The sequence below is a fragment of the Streptomyces sp. NPDC053542 genome (assembly GCF_044544685.1).
Classification (GTDB): Bacteria; Actinomycetota; Actinomycetes; order Streptomycetales; family Streptomycetaceae; genus Streptomyces.
On the sequence record NZ_JBITXL010000002.1, the window covers coordinates 362,017 to 378,018 of the forward strand.

A 16,002-nucleotide genomic window follows, 5' to 3' on the forward strand; every position below is an offset into this window, starting at 1 on the left:
CCGGGGGGGGGGGGGTGTTGTGGGGCGGGGGGGCCCCCCGGGGGCCCCGCCCGGGGGGCTACATCGGGTCCAACACCCGGGGGGCCCCGCCCCCCCCCCCCCCCCCCCCGCACTGGTCCCGCGCTGCTCAGCAGCCGCGGTCCACCAGGTCGAAGGACTCGTAGTGGTCGGCGGTGTAGTAGTCCTCGTCGGTCTGCTCGCCGGTGACGATGCGGCGGGCGCCGCGATCCGGGGATCCGGGGGTCTCGACGGTGTACTCGTGGTAGTAGCCGCTGTCCTGCTGCGGCAGGATGCCTTCGCGGTTGTCGAAGACGGTGCCGTCCTGCGGATAGGGGTAGGGGCCGCCCTTTTCTATGAGGTCCAGGGTCTCGTGGGCCTCGCCGGGCAGCTTCGAGTAGCAGATGTCACCGACGGCCGCCGTGTGCGCGGAAGTCGCGTGCACGGGGGCTGTGTGCACGGAAGCCGCGTGTACGGGGGCCGTGTATGCCACCGCGGCGGGGGCGGCCGCGGGCGTGACGGCGACGGCGGTGGGGCCCGCGAGGAACAGGGCCGAGGCGAGGGCGCCGAGGGCGCCGATCCGGGTGATCCGTGGGGGGATTCTCATGGCGTACAGCATGACGCGCGTAGACATGGACCTGTCAATCCAAGTGCGGGAAATTTCCCGGGAGTTCACAGAGAGAGTTCACAGGGAGGGACGAAGGCGCGGCGGACGCGAGACGCTCAGCGGCGGCAGCCTTTGCCTCTGAGGCAAATCTTTTGCCCGCCGGGCCGAAACTGGCTATACCAGAGATATGACCGAACCCCTGGACAACGGGGCCGACGCCGCGGCCGAAGAGCTGCCCGCCGTCGCGCCCCGCCTGCGTGACCTGCGGCGTCGCGCGGGGCTCACGCTGGAGACCGCGGCCCGGCGGGTCGGTCTGTCGCCCGCGCACCTCTCGCGCCTGGAGACCGGGCGCCGTCAGCCCTCGCTGCCGATGCTGCTCTCCCTGGCACGGACGTACGCCACTACGGTATCCGACCTGCTCGGCGAGACCGCGCCGGAGCTCCAGCCGGTGTTCCGCGGCAGCGACGCCGAGCCCTCGGAGGCGGGCGGCTGGACGTACTGGCCGATGGGCGGCCCCGGCCGGGCCATGCAGGCGCTGCGGGTGTTCGTCCCGCCGCACGACGGCCAGGCCGGGCTGGTGCGGGTGCACCCCGGCGAGGAGTGGCTGTACGTGCTCAAGGGCCGGCTGCGGCTCACGCTCGGCGAGACGCAGCAGCTCCTCGATCCGGGCGACGCGGCACACTTTGACTCGCTCACGCCGCACCGCATCGCCGACGCCGCCGGCAGCGGCACCGAGATCCTCTTCGTGCACACCCTCATGCAGAGCGGCGCCACCGAACTGTGCCTGGGCGGCGGCACCCGCCGCGGCCTGTGAAGCCGCCCGTCGTGGAAAGGACCAGCACCGTGTCCGAGCAGCCCGCGTCCCCGCCGGCGTCCGCCGGAGCCCGAGCCCGAGCCCGTAAGAACGACGTCGAGGACCGGGCTCCGCTCGGACTGTCCGTACGGGTCGCCCTCTATGTCGTCGGCTCGCACGTCCTCCTGGCGTTCCTCAGCTTCATCGTGGTCATGCTGAAGTCCGCCTCCTGAGCCCGCGGTGCGGGGGGCGCCCCCTCGGTCGCAGGGGGGTGCGACGACGAGCCCGAGGTGGAACCCCACTCATTAAGGCCCCGAGCGGCCGCTCTGTCGCCACACTGGAGGGGACCACGCGGGGCACCGCCCCGCCGTTGCCCGCCGAGGAGGCCGCCCATGGCCCGTTCCGCGACCGAAGTCCTCGACTCCGCCGTACGAGAGCTGGCCCCCGCGCCCGGCGCCAATCCCCTCGTACCGGCCATCGCCGCAGGTGAGGCGCCACGCGAGGTCTTCGCCGCGCTCGCCCTGGAGCAGCACCACATCATCGCCTCGGACCGGCGCAGCTTCCGCCACCTCGCCGGGCGGGCCGCCGCCGAGCCACCGCTCGCGGCGTTCTTCTCCTACCTCGCCGACGGGGAGGGCATCGCGCTGGAACACGTCCGCACCCTCGCCGGCGCCTGCGGCCTGACGGAGAAGGAGACCGCGGCGCACGAACCGCGGCCGGGCTGCCAGGCGTACCCGGCCTACGCGGCCTGGCTCGCCCTCGGCGCCGAGCCGGCCGACGCCGTACTGGCCCTCGCCGCCAACTTCGCCGCGTGGGGCGACTACTGCCGCGCCGTCGGCCAGGCCATGCGGCACCGCTACGGCTTCACCGACGACGCCTGCGCCTTCTTCGACTTCTTCGCCACCCCGGACCCGGAGCTGACCACCCGCACCCTGACGGCCCTCCAGCACGGCCTGGACTCCGGAGCCCTGGACCTCCCCCTGGCCCACCGCTACGGCCGCCACCTCCAGGCGTACGAGCTGATGTTCTGGACGACCCTGACCTCACCACACCGGCCGTAGCGGCGGCAGCCCGTCACCACCCGCATTCAACGCGCCGATCACACGTGCCAGTTCATCCCGCAGGACGGACAGGTCCGGCGCGCCCGCCCGCCGGGCCGTCTCGTCCTCCAGCTCGTGCAGGATGCGGCCGGCCACGGCCAGGTGGCGGTGCGCCGCGTCGGTCAGGACCACCAGCTTGCGGCGCCCGCCCGCGGGATGCGGCTCGCGGCGTACGTACCCCCGGCGCTCCAGGTCGTCGACGAGCTGCCCGGCGGCCTGCTTCGTCACGCCCAGCCGCTGCGCGAGCTCACTGCTGGTGGCTCCCGCGCCACGCAGCACCTGGAAGGCCATGCCGTGCACGGGCCGCAGATCCGGATAACCGGCCTCGGCCACCCTGCCGGTGAACTCGGCGAGCAGCAGCTGGAAGGCCATGCCGAGCAGGAAGGTCAGCTCGGTATCGGGGAGCCGACCACCGGGGGGCCGGTCGTCGGGAAGTTGATCGTCGGAGAGTCGGTCATCGGGGAGTCGGTCGTTCGGGCGCACGGATCCATGGTGACACACGCGAGTCAAGCTGCTTTACTCATCGAGCGAGTAAAGCAGCTTGACTCACCATGAGGATACGAGGAGAGACGCCATGCATGTGATCACCCCGTCCCCCGACCACGTCACCGCCACCCCCGCCGCCGTGATGACCGGGCTCGCCGCGCCCAGTCGGGGCAGCGTCGAACTGAGTACCTGGCGGGTGCGGATGGACCCGGGCGCCGCCGGGCCGGAGCACGCGGTCGACCGTGAGCAGGTGTGGACGGTGACCGACGGATCGGTCGAGGTGACGGCGGCGGGCCGCACCGAGACGGTGGCCGCGGGGCAGACGGTCGTCCTGCCGGCCGGCGTCGTACGGCAGTTCCGTACCGCCGGGGAGCCGTGCGAGGCGATGGTCGCCATGCGCGCCGGGGGCCGGGCCTCCGTACCCGGAAGTGAGGGGGACCGGCCGTTGCCGTGGGCGAGTTGAGTGCGGGCGCGGCGGACAGCGATCCCGTGGGCGCGGCGGGGCCAGTGGCCCGCCGCGCCCCGGAGGTCAGTCGCGTACGAGCAGTTCGCCCGTCGGGGCGGTCAGTTCGCCGGCGTCGTTGATCTTCTGGCCACGGAGCCAGGTGGAGCGGACCACGCCGTGCAGGGTCTTGCCCGCGTAGGCGGTGATCTTATTGCGGTGCTGGAGGGCCGCGGGGTCGACCGTGAAGGTGGCGTCGGGGTCGAGGACGGCGAAGTCGGCGTCGCGGCCCGGGGCGATGGCGCCCTTGCGGTCGAGGCCGACCAGGGCGGCGGGGGCCGCCGCCATCCAGCGGACCACGTCCTCCAGGGAGTGGCCGCGGGCGCGGGCCGCCGTCCAGATCGCGGGCAGGCCGAGCTGGAGGGAGGAGATGCCGCCCCAGGCGTCGCCGAAGTCCGGGGTCTTCAGGTCGGTGGTGGAGGGCGAGTGGTCGGAGACGATGCAGTCGATCGTGCCGTCGGCCAGGCCCTGCCACAGCGCGTCCTGGTTCGCGGACTCACGGATCGGCGGGCAGCACTTGAACTCCGTCGCGCCGTCCGGGATCTCCTCGGCGGTCAGGGTGAGGAAGTGCGGGCAGGTCTCGACCGTGAGCTTGACGCCCTCCGCCTTCGCGGCCGCGATCAGCGGCAGCGCGTTGGAGGAGGAGAGGTGGAGTACGTGCACCCGGGCGTCCAGCCGCTTGGCCAGGGCGATCAGGCCGGCGATCGCGTCGTCCTCGGAGACCCGCGGCCGGGAGGCCAGGAAGTCGGCGTACTTCGGGCCGCTGACGGGCGGCGCGCTCTCCAGGTGGTCCGGGTCCTCGGCGTGCACGATGAGCAGGCCGTCGAAGCCGGCGATCTCGCCCAGCGCCGCGGCCAGCTGCTCCTGGTCGAGCTGCGGGAACTCATCCACGCCGGAGGGCGAGAGGAAGCACTTGAAGCCGAAGACACCGGCGTCGTGCAGCGGCCGCAGGTCCTTGACGTTGCCGGGGATGGCGCCGCCCCAGAAGCCGACGTCGATGTGCGCCTTGGACCGGGCGACCTCGCGCTTGGTCTCGAGGTTCTCGGCCGTGGTGGTCGGCGGGAGGCTGTTCAGCGGCATGTCCACGAGGGTGGTGATGCCGCCGGCGGCGGCCGCGCGGGTGGCGGTCCAGAAGCCCTCCCACTCGGTCCGGCCCGGGTCGTTGACGTGGACGTGGGTGTCGACGAGGCCGGGCAGGAGGACGTCGTCGCCGAAGTCCTCGACCCGTGCCCCGGCCGGCACCGCGGCGTCGTGCGGCAGCACCGCGGCGATCTTCCCGTCCTTGACGGTGACGGACGCCGCGCGCGTCCCCTCCGGAGTGATGACCCGCGTGGAGCGGAGCACCAGCTGTACGTCGGACACCCGGTCCCCTTTCTTGTTGCTCGGTTTTCTTGCTGCTCGACGTTCTTACTGCTCGCGCGAGTGCGGGTGTTTCCGCACTACGAAATTCAACTTTCTGTTGAAGAGTCTTCACTTCGGGCAGCGACCCGTCAAGACCCTTCAGAGGCCGTCGGCAGCAGTCATCAGACGTCAGATGACTGATGTCTAAGCGGAAAAATTGGCGTCACCGCTGCGACGACGCCCGCTGCCCGCTGATCGGCCAGCCGCCGATCCGCTTCGGGCGCGGTGCGGCGAAGCTCCGTACGGTGCTCGTGGTGAGGCCCAGGCCGACCACGGCCTCGGCGAACTTCACGGCCGCCGCGACGCCGTCCACGACCGGCACGCCCAGCTCGGCCGCGACCTTCTCCTGCAGCCCGGCCATCCCGCCGCAGCCCAGGCAGATCACCTCGGCACCCTCGCGTACGAGTTCGCGCGCCGTCTCGACGATGATCCGCTCGGTCCGGTGTGCGTCCTCCTCCAGCTCCAGCACACCCAGGCCGGTGCCGCGGATGCCGGCGCAGCGCTGCAGCAGGCCCGCGGTCAGCAGCCGGTCGCTGATCTGCGGCACGGCGCGGTCCAGGGTGGTGACGACGCCGTAGGAGTGGCCGAGCATCATCGCCATCTGCGCGGCACTCTCGGTGATGTCCAGGACGGGCACGTCCAGCAGCTCCTGCGCACCCTCCCGCCCGGGCTCGCCGAACCCGGCCATGACCAGGGCGTCGAAGGGCGTGTCGATGGTGGTGAGCCGGTCCAGTACGGCCGCGGCGCTGAGGTATCCCTCGAAGTGGCCCTCGATCGACTCCGGGCCCCAGAGCGGTTCGGTGGCGAGGATCTCGGTGCCGGGGGCCGCCACGGCGGTGGCGGTGGCGCGGATCGATGCGGTCATGGAGGCCGTGGTGTTCGGATTCATGACGAGAATGCGCATGACGCTCCAGGAAGCCGGAGGCTTCGGCCGGGAAGCGCGACGGGGCGGCCCGGGGGTGGACACGGGCCCGGCAGCGGGGGCTCCGAGGGGGGCGGTCCGGCGCTTCGGTGAATTGGAGGATTCCACAGAATGAGAAGTAGCTTTCGCGTTGCAGAACGTAGCTTCGCCCACTAGGACCGTCAAGGGATCCCGGCCAGTAACCCAGGTCGCATCCCGGGTCAGCCGCCAAACGGGGGCTGACCGGCAGGAACGACTGTGCGATAGACAGTGTGTCGACAGCGGAGGACCGGTAGGCTGCTCCGGTCGGACGCGGAATTCTCCCTCTGCACGCGCCGGGCCCGACACCACCTGATCCGAAAGGAATGCGACGTGCCGTCGTCCAGCGCCAGCACTTCCGACGCAGCCAAGCCCGCAGCCGCGAGCGGCGGCGTCCAGTCTCTCGAGCGCGCCTTCGACCTGCTGGAACGGATGGCAGATGCCGGCGGCGAAGTGGGTCTCAGCGAGCTGTCGGCCAGCAGCGGACTGCCGCTGCCGACCATCCACCGCCTGATGCGCACGCTGGTGGCCTGCGGCTACGTACGCCAGCAGCCCAACCGCCGGTATGCGCTCGGCCCCCGCCTGATCCGCCTCGGCGAGAGCGCCTCGCGCCTGCTGGGCACCTGGGCCCGCCCGTACCTCGCCCGGCTGGTCGAGGAGACCGGCGAGACGGCGAACATGGCCCTGCTGGACGGCGACGAGATCGTGTACGTCGCGCAGGTGCCGTCCCGGCACGCGGTGCGCATGTTCACCGAGGTCGGCCGGCGGGTGCTGCCGCACACCACGGGCGTGGGCAAGGCGCTGCTGGCGAACCACTCACCGGAGGAGGTCCGCGCGCTGCTGGGCCGTACCGGCATGCCGGCCGCGACCGAGAAGACGATCACCGAGCCGGACGCGTTCCTGGACGCGCTCACGGAGGTCCGCGGGCAGGGCTTCGCGGTGGACGACAACGAGCAGGAGATCGGCGTGCGCTGCATCGCCGTGCCGGTCCCGGACTCGCCGACCGCCGCGGCCATCTCGATCTCCGGCCCGACCGGCCGCGTCACCGAGGCCGCCACGGACAAGATCGTGCCGGTCCTCCAGGAGGTCGCCCGCGAGCTGTCGGTGGCACTGGCGAACCAGAACCCGGCGTAACCGGGCAGCCGCCCACCACGGACGTACGAAGCGGGGGGGGGGGGGGGGGCCCCCCCCCCCCCCCCCCCCGCTTCGTACGTCCGTGTCTCTCAGCCGCGCGGCAGATCACCGAAGAGGTCGATGACCTTGCGCACCTCGGTGAGCGTCGGCGACAGCGCGCTGACCGAGCCCACCGCTCCCGCGATCAGCAGCAGGGAGCGGCGCAGCCGCGGCACTTCCGGCGTGCCGCCGCTCACCATGGCGTCCAGCGCGGCCAGTTCCTCCTCGGCGACGCCCCGGTCGGGCAGCTCCGCCGGGTACCCGGCCAGCTCGCGGCGGAGCCTGGCGACGGCCACGCGCAGCGCTTCGACGCGTGGATCGTCCGCGACCCCGGTCTCCTGCCTCGCCCTCTGCCTCTGCCATTGCTCCACAACGACGGCACCCTCCACGGCCGTTGGTTCGCACCGCACCTCATCGCCCCCTCACCCGGCCCCGCTCCATCGGGAAGCCGCGGATCAGTTAACGCCACGGTGCGCTATTCGCGCCATACGGAGAGCGAAATTCAGTTGTACCTCTCCCCCGCCGTCACATGACGCCCCACCGGCCCGTCCGGGGCGCCACTGGGGCCCGGTACCCCCGCGACCGGGAGTGTCACGACCGTGACCGGCGCTGTTCGGCGCGGGTCGGGCGGCAAATCTGACGCAGAATCGCCGTCGCGCCGGACGGCGCTTGACTTCCGGTACGCGCCCGTGGTGCGCCGGGCGCACCGGAGGCGGGCACGGCGCCGCGTGCTGCGACGCGCCGCGATGCGGTAAGCACGTCCCATGACGACCTCCGGCGCCGACGCGCACCCCACCGCTCCCCCGCCCGCCCCGTCCGCGGGAGCCGGCCGGCCGCCCGTCGCCGGCCTGCTGCTCGCCGCCGGCGGCGGGCGGCGGCTGGGCGGACGCCCCAAGGCGCTGCTGGACTTCCGCGGCCGGCCGCTGGTCGAGAACGCCGCGCGGGTGCTGCGGGAGGGCGGCTGCGGCCCGGTGCACATCGTGCTGGGCGCTGCGGCGGACACGGTACGCGCGCGGGCCGAGCTGTCCGGGTACACGGTCACCGAGAACCCGGACTGGGCGCGGGGCATGGGCGGCTCGCTGCGGGCCGGCCTCGCCTCGCTGGCCGGTACGGGCGCGGGCGCCGTACTGGTCTCCCTCGTCGACCAGCCGGGCATCGGGTCCGCGGCGGTGGCCCGGCTGGTGGCCGCGTACGAGGCGGGCGCGGATCTGGCGGCGGCGGTGTACGAGGGGCGGCGCGGGCACCCGGTCCTCTTCGGGGCGGAACGCTGGGCCGCGGTCGCGGCGGGCGCGTCGGGCGACCGGGGCGCGCGGGACTATCTCGCGGCGCACGCCGACGCGCTCACGCTCGTCGAGTGCGCGGACGTGGCCGAGCCGTACGACATCGACACCCCGGCCGACCTGCCCCGACTCGGCAGCCCTGGACGGGGGCCCGGCGGTAATGGAGCGTGACCACGGTGGCACTCAGCGCCATTCGATCGCCTCATCTGTCGATCAAAAGAATCTCGACGTCAACAAACCATTGAACTTCCGCCATAAGGAAACTACTCTCCACTGGTCAGAAGCGCCCTGAACCCCAGACGGCGCCCGCGACCGTATCTCGGAGCCCTCGGCACCCAGTGCCGCCAGGAGGGCGCCCCGGCGGCCGTCAAGGCACCGCTGCTGAATGGAGTGACAGCCCATGTCCGCACCAGCGCCGTCCCCGCTGGCCATCGTCGAAGCCGAGCCCCTGGAGCGTCAGGGCGAGGTCCTCACCGAGGCCGCTCTGGCCTTTGTGGCTGAGCTGCACCGCCGGTTCACCCCCCGCCGCGACGAACTCCTCGCCCGCCGCGACGAGCGCCGCGCGGAGATCGCCCGCACCAGCACCCTGGACTTCCTCCCCGAGACCGCGCACATCCGCGCGGACGACTCCTGGAAGGTCGCCGAGGCCCCCGCGGCCCTCAACGACCGCCGGGTGGAGATCACCGGTCCCACCGACCGGAAGATGACCATCAACGCGCTCAACTCGGGCGCCAAGGTCTGGCTCGCCGACTTCGAGGACGCCTCCGCTCCCACCTGGGAGAACGTCGTCCTCGGCCAGCTCAACCTGATCGACGCGTACGAGCGTCGGATCGACTTCACCGACGAGCGCAGCGGCAAGTCGTACGCGCTCAAGCCCGCCGAGGAGCTCGCGACCGTCGTGATGCGCCCCCGCGGCTGGCACCTCGACGAGCGCCACCTCCAGCTCGACGGCAAGCCCGTCCCCGGCGCCCTGGTCGACTTCGGCCTGTACTTCTTCCACAACGCGAAGCGCCTGCTCGACCTCGGCAAGGGCCCGTACTTCTACCTCCCGAAGACGGAGTCGCACCTGGAGGCCCGCCTCTGGAACGAGATCTTCGTCTTCGCGCAGGACTACGTCGGCGTGCCCCAGGGCACCATCCGCGCCACGGTCCTGATCGAGACGATCACCGCGGCGTACGAGATGGAGGAGATCCTCTACGAGCTCCGCGACCACGCCTCCGGCCTGAACGCCGGCCGCTGGGACTACCTCTTCTCGATCGTGAAGAACTTCCGCGACGGCGGCGCCAAGTTCGTCCTGCCGGACCGCAACGCGGTCACGATGACGGCCCCGTTCATGCGCGCGTACACCGAACTCCTCGTGCGCACCTGCCACAAGCGCGGCGCGCACGCCATCGGCGGCATGGCGGCCTTCATCCCGAACCGCCGGGACCCCGAGGCCAACGAGAAGGCGCTCGCCAAGGTCAAGAACGACAAGGACCGCGAGGCCGGCGACGGCTTCGACGGCTCCTGGGTCGCCCACCCCGACCTGGTCCCGATCGCCCGCGCCTCCTTCGACGCGGTCCTCGGCGACAAGCCGAACCAGAAGGAGCGGCTGCGCGAGGACGTCTCCGTCTCCGCCGCCGACCTGATCGCCATCGACTCGCTCGATGCCAAGCCCACCTACCAGGGCCTGGTCGACGCGGTCCAGGTCGGCACCCGCTACATCGAGGCGTGGCTGCGCGGTCTCGGCGCCGTCGCCATCTTCGGCCTGATGGAGGACGCGGCCACCGCCGAGATCTCCCGCTCGCAGATCTGGCAGTGGGTCGACGCGGGCGTCGTCTTCGAGGAGCCCGGCCACGAGGGCGAGAAGGTCACCGCCGACCTCGTCCGCCGCATCGCCGACGAGGAACTGACCGCCATCCGCAAGGAGCTCGGCGAGGAAGCCTTCGCCGCCGGCAAGTGGCAGCAGGCCCACGACCTCCTCCTCCAGGTCTCCCTGGACACCGACTACGCCGCCTTCCTGACCCTCCCGGCGTACGAACTCCTGGACTGACGTCCCGCACGTCAACGCCCCCGTCGCGCTCCGCGACGGGGGCGTTCGCGTGCCACCCGTTCCTCAACTCCCCACGCCCTGACGGGTATACGTCACCCCCCGCGCCTGGTAGGAAAGCTTCCTAACGATTGGGGAACCCCCCACGGAGCGCTCCTGGCAGGAGGAGATCCACCATGCGTACCCGATCGAAAGCCGCGGCGGCCGGCAGGGCCGCCGCCAGTGTTGTTCTCGGTCTCGCGCTGTTCGCCGTGCCCTCGGCGGCGCACGCCGGGCCGGCCGGGCTCGATGATCCGGCGAAGAAGGAGATCGCCATGCAGTTGGTGTCCAGTGCGGAGAATTCCTCGCTGGACTGGAAGGCGCAGTACGGGTACATCGAGGACATAGGAGACGGGCGCGGATACACCGGCGGGATCATCGGGTTCTGTTCCGGGACGCATGACATGGTGGAGCTGGTGGAGCTCTACACGCAGCGGAAGCCGGGGAATGTGCTGGCCGAGTACCTGCCCGCGTTGCGGGCGGTGGACGGGAGCGATTCGCACGAGGGGCTGGACCCGGGCTTCACCGACGCATGGAAGAAGGCCGCGCAGGACGCGGACTTCCGGAAGGCGCAGGACGACGAGCGGGACCGGGTGTACTTCAACCCCGCGGTGAAGCGGGGGAAGGCCGACGGGGTCGGGGTGCTGGGGCAGTTCGCGTATTACGACGCCGTCGTGATGCACGGCGACGGGGACGACGCGACGAGCTTTGGCAGCATTCGGAAGAAGGCGATGGGGAAAGCCAGAACCCCCGCACAGGGCGGGGACGAGCGGACGTACCTCGGTGCCTTCCTGGATGCGCGGGTGTGGGCCATGAAGCAGGAAGAAGCGCACAGCGACACCAGTCGGGTGGATACCGCGCAGCGGGTGTTCCTGAACAAGGGGAACCTGAACCTGGATCCGCCGCTGGACTGGAAGGTGTACGGGGACCCGTACCACATCGGCCGGTCCAGCACGCCGTAGGCCGGCGGGCCGGGGCACCCCACGCGCCCCAGCCCGCCGGTGACCGAGTGGCGGCCGGCGCGCCGGTCAGTGCGCCGTCGCCGGTTCCTCCACCGGCGCGCCGGCCCGCTTGCCCAGGTGGTTGAAGACCAGGTTCAAGGTGACCGCCAGGAGGCAGCCGGTGGAGATGCCGGAGCCGAGGACGATCTGGGCCCAGGAGGGGAAGGCGTCGTAGAAGCCGTCCGAGAGGGCCGGGGCCAGGCCCGCGCCGAGGGTGACGACGACGATCAGGGCGTTGTCGCCGCGGTGCAGGTCGGCCTGGAGCAGGGTCTGGATGCCGCTGACCGCGATGGAGCCGAAGAGGAAGAGGCTCACGGCGGCGAGGACGGGCATCGGTACGACGGAGATCAGCGCGGCGGCGGCCGGGCTCAGACCGATCAGGACGAGCAGGCCGCCGCTGAGCGCGACGACGAAGCGGCTGCGCACGTTGGAGATCACGACCAGGCCGATGTTCTGCGCGAACGCGCTGGCGTGGAAGGCGTTGAAGAGCGGGCTGAGCGCGGAGCCGAGGCTGTCGGCGCGCAGGCCGCGGGCGATGGTCCGCTCGTCGACGTCCTTACCGACGATCTTGCCCAGGGCGATCATGTCGGCGGTGGACTCGGTGAGGATCACCAGCATGACCACGCACATGGAGACGATCGCGGGGAGGGAGAACTCGGGGGCGCCGAAGTGGAGCGGGGAGGGGATGCCGACCAGGGCCGCGTCGTCGAGCTTCGAGAAGTCGGCGAGGCCCATCGGGATCGCCAGCAGCGTGCCGAAGACCATCGCGAAGAGCATGCTGATCTGCTTCAGAAAGCCGCGGGTGAAACGCTGCAGGAGCAGCATGACGAGGATCGTGGCGCCGGCCAGGGCGATGTTCTCGGGGTGCGGGGTGCCGCTCGACGAGCCGTCCACGATCCAGTCGTACGCAACCGGGATGAGTGAGACGCCGATGAGGAGGATGACCGAGCCGGTGACCACGGGAGGGAAGAAGCGGACGAGGCGGGAGAAGTAGGAGCTCACCAGGAAGCCGAAGAGGCTGGAGACGATGATGGCGCCGAAGACGACGGGCATGCCCGCCTGCACGCCACCCTGCGTCGTGAGGATCGTCAGCATCACGCCGACGCCCGCGAAGGAGACGCCGTTGACGAACGGCAGCTTGGAGCCGATGAAGTTCCCGATGCCGAGCGTCTGGAGGAGGGTGGCGATGCCGGCCATGAGGAGGCTGCCGCCCATCAGGACCGCGGTGTCGCCCGGGGACATCTTGGCCGCGACGGCGACGACGAGCGGTACGGAGACGGCTCCGGCGTACATCGACGCGACGTGCTGAAGGCTCGCGACGAGCATGCGGCCCGCCGGGAGGATCTCGTCGACGGGGTGGACGTCCTCGACGGGGCGGTCTGCGGCAGTACTCATGGGTGGCGCTTCTTCCGTCTACAGTACGAAAACCGGCCCCACCCCATGGGCAGGACCGGTTTCGAGACTGGAAAGTAACTTCCATAAAGCCTGGGGGCTGCGGAGACGTTACGTCAGTGCACCCCGGCAGCGGAAGACCCTTCTGCCGTCCGCTGCTGCGGAATCCCCGAACTCGTATCTTCCGCCGAACTCCCCTTCTTTGCCCCGAGATGGTTGAAGAGCAGGTTGAGGATGATGGCGATCAGACAGCCGGTGGAGATCCCGGAGTCCAGCACGACCAGCAGGTCCTTCGGGAAGTTGTGGTAGAACTCGGGCGCCGCGATCGGGATCAGGCCGATGCCGACGGCCGCCGCGACGATCAGCGCGTTCTCGCCCTTCTCCAGCGCCGCGGTGGAGAGCGTCTGGATGCCGCTCGCCGCGACCGAGCCGAAGAGGACGATGCCCGCGCCGCCGAGGACCGGCAGCGGTACGAGGGAGATGACCGAGGCGGCGATCGGGCAGAGGCCCAGGACGATCAGGATCAGGCCGCCGGTCGCCACGACGAAGCGGCTGCGTACCTTGGTCATCGCGACCAGGCCGATGTTCTGCGCGAAGGCGCTGCACGCGAAGCCGTTGAAGAGCGGGCTGATGGCCGTGCCGAGGGTGTCGGCGCGCAGGCCGCCCTCGATGGTGCGCTCGTCGGCGGGCCGGCCGACGATCTTCCCGAGCGCCAGCATGTCGGCGGTCGACTCCGTCATGCAGACCAGCATCACGATGCACATCGAGATGATCGCGGCGACGTCGAACTGCGGGGCGCCGAAGTGGAAGGGCGTCGGGAAGCCGATGACGGCGGACTTGCCGAGCACGCTGAAGTCGGTGATGCCGACGGGGATCGCGATGAGCGTGCCGGCGATCAGGCCGAGCAGGATCGAGATCTGCTGGAGGAAGCCGCGCAGGGTGCGCCGCAGGACCAGCACGATCACGAACGTCAGCGCCGCCATGCCGATGTTGGTCAGCGAACCGTAGTCCGGCGCCGCCGCGTTGCCGCCCTGGGACCAGTTGAAGGCCACCGGGAGCAGCGAGACGCCGATCAGGGTGATCACGGTGCCGGTGACCACCGGCGGGAAGAAGCGGACCAGCTTGGAGAAGTACGGCGCGAGGAAGAAGCCGAGGACGCCGGCGACGATCACCGCGCCGAAGATGATCGGCAGCGCGTTCTCGGGGCCCTGCGCCTTGCCGATGGCGACCATGGGAGTGACGCCCGCGAACGAGACGCCGTTGACGAACGGCAGCTTGGCGCCGATCTTCCAGAAGCCGAGGGTCTGCAGCAGGGTGGCGATGCCGGCGGTGAAGAGGCTGGCGCCCATGAGGAACGCCGTCTCCGTCGCGCTCAGCCCGCAGGCGGGCCCGACGATCATCGGCGGGGCGACCACGCCCGCGTACATCGCGGCCACGTGCTGCAGGCCGCTGGTGAACATTTTGAATGGCGGAAGGGTCTCGTCGACCGGATGCTTCCGGTCCCCCTCCACGTGCTGCCCGGGTGTTGCGGCCACTGCGGGCCTCCTTCGATTTCTGTACCACCGGGCGGTGGCACGAGCCTGTCACGGAGGGACTGCCATGTGATGCCGTGCGGGTGCGAGTGCGGATGCGGGTGTGGCGACGCGCTTATGGCGCGCGTGGAGGGGTGATGCGTGGTGACGCGGAGAGCGGGTGCGGTACCGGCCCGGGGACGCGGGTGAGTGCCCGCGTCCCCGGGTTACGGCGCTTGTGGACCCCGCTCGGATCCACAAGCTCAGCCGGGGGCCGTCCCCCCCGACCGAGTCTTCAGGTGTGCCGTACAGGCTGTGCCGTACGAGTGGTGCGTACCGCTGGGGTCAGCCCCCGGCGGCGATCCGGGCGAGCCGCTGGGACTCGGCTCGCGCGGTACGTGCGATGGCGTCCTCGTCGACGGTGACGAGGCGGTTGTCCTCGACCACCGGCGCGCCGTTGACCAGCGAGAGGGTCACCGGGGCCGCCGCGCCGAAGACCAGCGCGGTGACCGGGTCGGCGATGGTGGAGTGGCCGAGGCCGTCCAGCTTCCACAGCACCAGGTCGGCGAGCTTGCCGGCCTCCACCGAGCCGATCTGGTCGGCCCGGCCGAGCACCCGCGCGCCGCCGTGGGTGCCCAGGCGCAGCGCCTGACGGGCATTCAGGGCGGCCTCGCGGTGCGGGCCGAGGCGGTTGATGAGCAGCGCGTTGCGCAGTTCGGTGTGCAGTTCGCCGGACTCGTTCGAGGCGGTGCCGTCCACGCCGAGGCCGACCGGGACGCCGGCCGCGAGCATGTCCGGTACCCGGGCGATGCCGGCCGCGAGGCGCGCGTTGGAGGACGGGCAGTGGGCGACGCCCGTACGGGTGCGGGCGAACGCCTCGATGTCGGAGTCGTTCATGTGGACGCAGTGCGCCATCCACACGTCCGCACCGAGCCAGCCGGTGGACTCGAAGTACTCGGTCGGGCCCATGCCGAACAGCTCGTGGCAGAACTTCTCCTCCTCCACCGTCTCGCTGCCGTGGGTGTGCAGCCGCACGCCCTTGCGGCGGGCCAGTTCGGCGCCCTGCTTGAGGAGGCCGGTGGTGACCGAGAACGGCGAGCACGGCGCGACGGCGATCTGCGTCATCGCGTCGAAGGAGGCGTCGTGGTGCCGGTCGATGGTCTCCTCGGTGGCCGCGAGCGCGCCTTCCAGGGACTCCACCGCGAAGTCCGGCGGCAGCCCGCCGTCCGACTCGCCGCGGTCCATCGAGCCGCGGGCGAGCGTGAAGCGTACGCCCATGTCGGACGCGGCCTTGATGATGGCGCCCGACAGGTCGCCGGAGCCGCGCGGATAGACGTAGTGGTGGTCCATGGCGGTGGTGACGCCGCCGCGGGCCATCATCGCCAGCGAGCCCTGCGCTGCCGCCGCCGCCATCGGCTCGTCGATGCGGGCCCAGGTGGGGTAGAGCGCGACCAGCCAGTTGAACAGGTTGTGATCGGTGGCGAGGCCGCGGGTGATCCACTGGTAGAAGTGGTGGTGCGTGTTGACCAGGCCGGGGGTGAGCAGGTGGCCGGTGCCGTCGATACGGCGTACGACACCGTCCAGGCCCTCGGGCGCGGAACCCGCGCCCACCGACTCGATCCGGTTGCCGGCGACGACGACATGCCCCGAGGCGTACTCGGTGTCGTCGGCGTCGACGGTCGCGATCGCGCAGTTCTCGATGACGATGCGCGCGACCCCGCTGTCAGGGGATGCCGATGCTGCCATGGCGG

At 71.3% G+C, this 16,002-nt stretch carries 16 protein-coding genes; 8 read left to right on the forward strand and 8 right to left on the reverse strand.

What is annotated here, in order from left to right:
• Nucleotides 1–127: 127 nt before the first annotated feature.
• Nucleotides 128–604, reverse strand: a complete 477-nt coding sequence (locus ACIGXO_RS05860; protein ID WP_399780836.1) for a ribonuclease domain-containing protein — start codon at nt 602–604, stop codon at nt 128–130.
• Between the two features lie 187 nt (nt 605–791).
• Here ACIGXO_RS05860 and ACIGXO_RS05865 point away from each other — a divergent pair, with 187 nt between their 5' ends.
• From ACIGXO_RS05865 to ACIGXO_RS05875, 3 genes are all read left to right on the forward strand, one after another.
• A complete protein-coding gene (locus ACIGXO_RS05865) occupies nt 792–1,418 on the forward strand; it encodes a helix-turn-helix domain-containing protein (RefSeq protein WP_399780839.1) in 627 nt (208 codons plus the stop codon).
• 29 nt (nt 1,419–1,447) lie between these two features.
• Nucleotides 1,448–1,630: a DUF6126 family protein gene (locus ACIGXO_RS05870; RefSeq protein WP_399780842.1), complete on the forward strand. Its 183-nt coding sequence runs from the start codon at nt 1,448–1,450 to the stop codon at nt 1,628–1,630.
• Nucleotides 1,631–1,789: 159 nt separating this feature from the next.
• Complete coding sequence (locus ACIGXO_RS05875; protein WP_399780845.1) at nt 1,790–2,458, forward strand: transcriptional regulator; 669 nt, start codon at nt 1,790–1,792, stop codon at nt 2,456–2,458.
• On the opposite strand, the gene ACIGXO_RS05880 is transcribed toward ACIGXO_RS05875, so the two are convergent.
• Entirely contained in the window at nt 2,441–2,869 is a 429-nt protein-coding gene (locus ACIGXO_RS05880; RefSeq protein ID WP_399781934.1) for a MarR family winged helix-turn-helix transcriptional regulator, read from the reverse strand. The genes ACIGXO_RS05875 and ACIGXO_RS05880 overlap by 18 nt on opposite strands.
• A gap of 202 nt (nt 2,870–3,071) precedes the next feature.
• On the opposite strand from ACIGXO_RS05880, the gene ACIGXO_RS05885 reads away from it, so the two are divergent.
• Nucleotides 3,072–3,446, forward strand: a complete 375-nt coding sequence (locus ACIGXO_RS05885) for a cupin domain-containing protein (RefSeq protein WP_399780848.1) — start codon at nt 3,072–3,074, stop codon at nt 3,444–3,446.
• Between the two features lie 66 nt (nt 3,447–3,512).
• Here ACIGXO_RS05885 and allB read toward each other — a convergent pair whose 3' ends face one another.
• Nucleotides 3,513–4,847: an allantoinase AllB gene (allB, locus tag ACIGXO_RS05890; protein WP_399780851.1), complete on the reverse strand. Its 1,335-nt coding sequence runs from the start codon at nt 4,845–4,847 to the stop codon at nt 3,513–3,515.
• 202 nt (nt 4,848–5,049) lie between these two features.
• On the reverse strand, nt 5,050–5,790 hold the full coding sequence (locus ACIGXO_RS05895) for an aspartate/glutamate racemase family protein (protein WP_399780854.1): 741 nt from the start codon (nt 5,788–5,790) through the stop codon (nt 5,050–5,052).
• A 369-nt stretch (nt 5,791–6,159) separates the two neighbouring features.
• On the opposite strand from ACIGXO_RS05895, the gene ACIGXO_RS05900 reads away from it, so the two are divergent.
• Nucleotides 6,160–6,960 carry an IclR family transcriptional regulator gene (locus ACIGXO_RS05900; RefSeq protein WP_399780857.1) on the forward strand — a complete coding sequence of 267 codons (801 nt, stop codon included), beginning with the start codon at nt 6,160–6,162 and terminating at the stop codon, nt 6,958–6,960.
• A gap of 89 nt (nt 6,961–7,049) precedes the next feature.
• Here the strand turns inward: ACIGXO_RS05900 and ACIGXO_RS05905 are convergent, their stop codons facing one another.
• Entirely contained in the window at nt 7,050–7,370 is a 321-nt protein-coding gene (locus ACIGXO_RS05905; protein ID WP_399780860.1) for a DUF5955 family protein, read from the reverse strand.
• A 477-nt stretch (nt 7,371–7,847) separates the two neighbouring features.
• On the opposite strand from ACIGXO_RS05905, the gene ACIGXO_RS05910 reads away from it, so the two are divergent.
• The 3 genes from ACIGXO_RS05910 to ACIGXO_RS05920 all read left to right on the forward strand — a co-directional run bounded on the left by ACIGXO_RS05910 (nt 7,848) and on the right by ACIGXO_RS05920 (nt 11,309).
• Complete coding sequence (locus ACIGXO_RS05910; RefSeq protein ID WP_399781936.1) at nt 7,848–8,450, forward strand: NTP transferase domain-containing protein; 603 nt, start codon at nt 7,848–7,850, stop codon at nt 8,448–8,450.
• A gap of 229 nt (nt 8,451–8,679) precedes the next feature.
• A complete protein-coding gene (gene aceB, locus ACIGXO_RS05915) occupies nt 8,680–10,311 on the forward strand; it encodes a malate synthase A (protein WP_399780862.1) in 1,632 nt (543 codons plus the stop codon).
• A 173-nt stretch (nt 10,312–10,484) separates the two neighbouring features.
• Nucleotides 10,485–11,309 carry a chitosanase gene (locus tag ACIGXO_RS05920; protein ID WP_399780865.1) on the forward strand — a complete coding sequence of 275 codons (825 nt, stop codon included), beginning with the start codon at nt 10,485–10,487 and terminating at the stop codon, nt 11,307–11,309.
• Between the two features lie 66 nt (nt 11,310–11,375).
• Here the strand turns inward: ACIGXO_RS05920 and ACIGXO_RS05925 are convergent, their stop codons facing one another.
• The 3 genes from ACIGXO_RS05925 to ACIGXO_RS05935 form a co-directional block, all read right to left on the reverse strand.
• Nucleotides 11,376–12,743, reverse strand: a complete 1,368-nt coding sequence (locus ACIGXO_RS05925) for a nucleobase:cation symporter-2 family protein (protein WP_399780867.1) — start codon at nt 12,741–12,743, stop codon at nt 11,376–11,378.
• Nucleotides 12,744–12,856: 113 nt separating this feature from the next.
• Nucleotides 12,857–14,275: a nucleobase:cation symporter-2 family protein gene (locus ACIGXO_RS05930; protein ID WP_399780870.1), complete on the reverse strand. Its 1,419-nt coding sequence runs from the start codon at nt 14,273–14,275 to the stop codon at nt 12,857–12,859.
• Between the two features lie 321 nt (nt 14,276–14,596).
• On the reverse strand, nt 14,597–15,997 hold the full coding sequence (locus tag ACIGXO_RS05935; protein WP_399780873.1) for an 8-oxoguanine deaminase: 1,401 nt from the start codon (nt 15,995–15,997) through the stop codon (nt 14,597–14,599).
• Nucleotides 15,998–16,002: the final 5 nt, after the last annotated feature.

What these genes read in the sequence shown, in the direction of transcription:
- ACIGXO_RS05895 (WP_399780854.1), bottom strand. Translation starts at nt 5,790, where the DNA reads ATGCGCATTCTCGTCATGAATCCGAACACCACGGCCTCCATGACCGCA.
- ACIGXO_RS05935 (WP_399780873.1), bottom strand. Translation starts at nt 15,997, where the DNA reads ATGGCAGCATCGGCATCCCCTGACAGCGGGGTCGCGCGCATCGTCATC.
- ACIGXO_RS05875 (WP_399780845.1), top strand. Translation starts at nt 1,790, where the DNA reads ATGGCCCGTTCCGCGACCGAAGTCCTCGACTCCGCCGTACGAGAGCTG.
- ACIGXO_RS05860 (WP_399780836.1), bottom strand. Translation starts at nt 604, where the DNA reads ATGAGAATCCCCCCACGGATCACCCGGATCGGCGCCCTCGGCGCCCTC.
- ACIGXO_RS05880 (WP_399781934.1), bottom strand. Translation starts at nt 2,869, where the DNA reads ATGGCCTTCCAGCTGCTGCTCGCCGAGTTCACCGGCAGGGTGGCCGAG.
- ACIGXO_RS05885 (WP_399780848.1), top strand. Translation starts at nt 3,072, where the DNA reads ATGCATGTGATCACCCCGTCCCCCGACCACGTCACCGCCACCCCCGCC.
- ACIGXO_RS05865 (WP_399780839.1), top strand. Translation starts at nt 792, where the DNA reads ATGACCGAACCCCTGGACAACGGGGCCGACGCCGCGGCCGAAGAGCTG.
- ACIGXO_RS05920 (WP_399780865.1), top strand. Translation starts at nt 10,485, where the DNA reads ATGCGTACCCGATCGAAAGCCGCGGCGGCCGGCAGGGCCGCCGCCAGT.
- aceB (WP_399780862.1), top strand. Translation starts at nt 8,680, where the DNA reads ATGTCCGCACCAGCGCCGTCCCCGCTGGCCATCGTCGAAGCCGAGCCC.
- ACIGXO_RS05925 (WP_399780867.1), bottom strand. Translation starts at nt 12,743, where the DNA reads ATGAGTACTGCCGCAGACCGCCCCGTCGAGGACGTCCACCCCGTCGAC.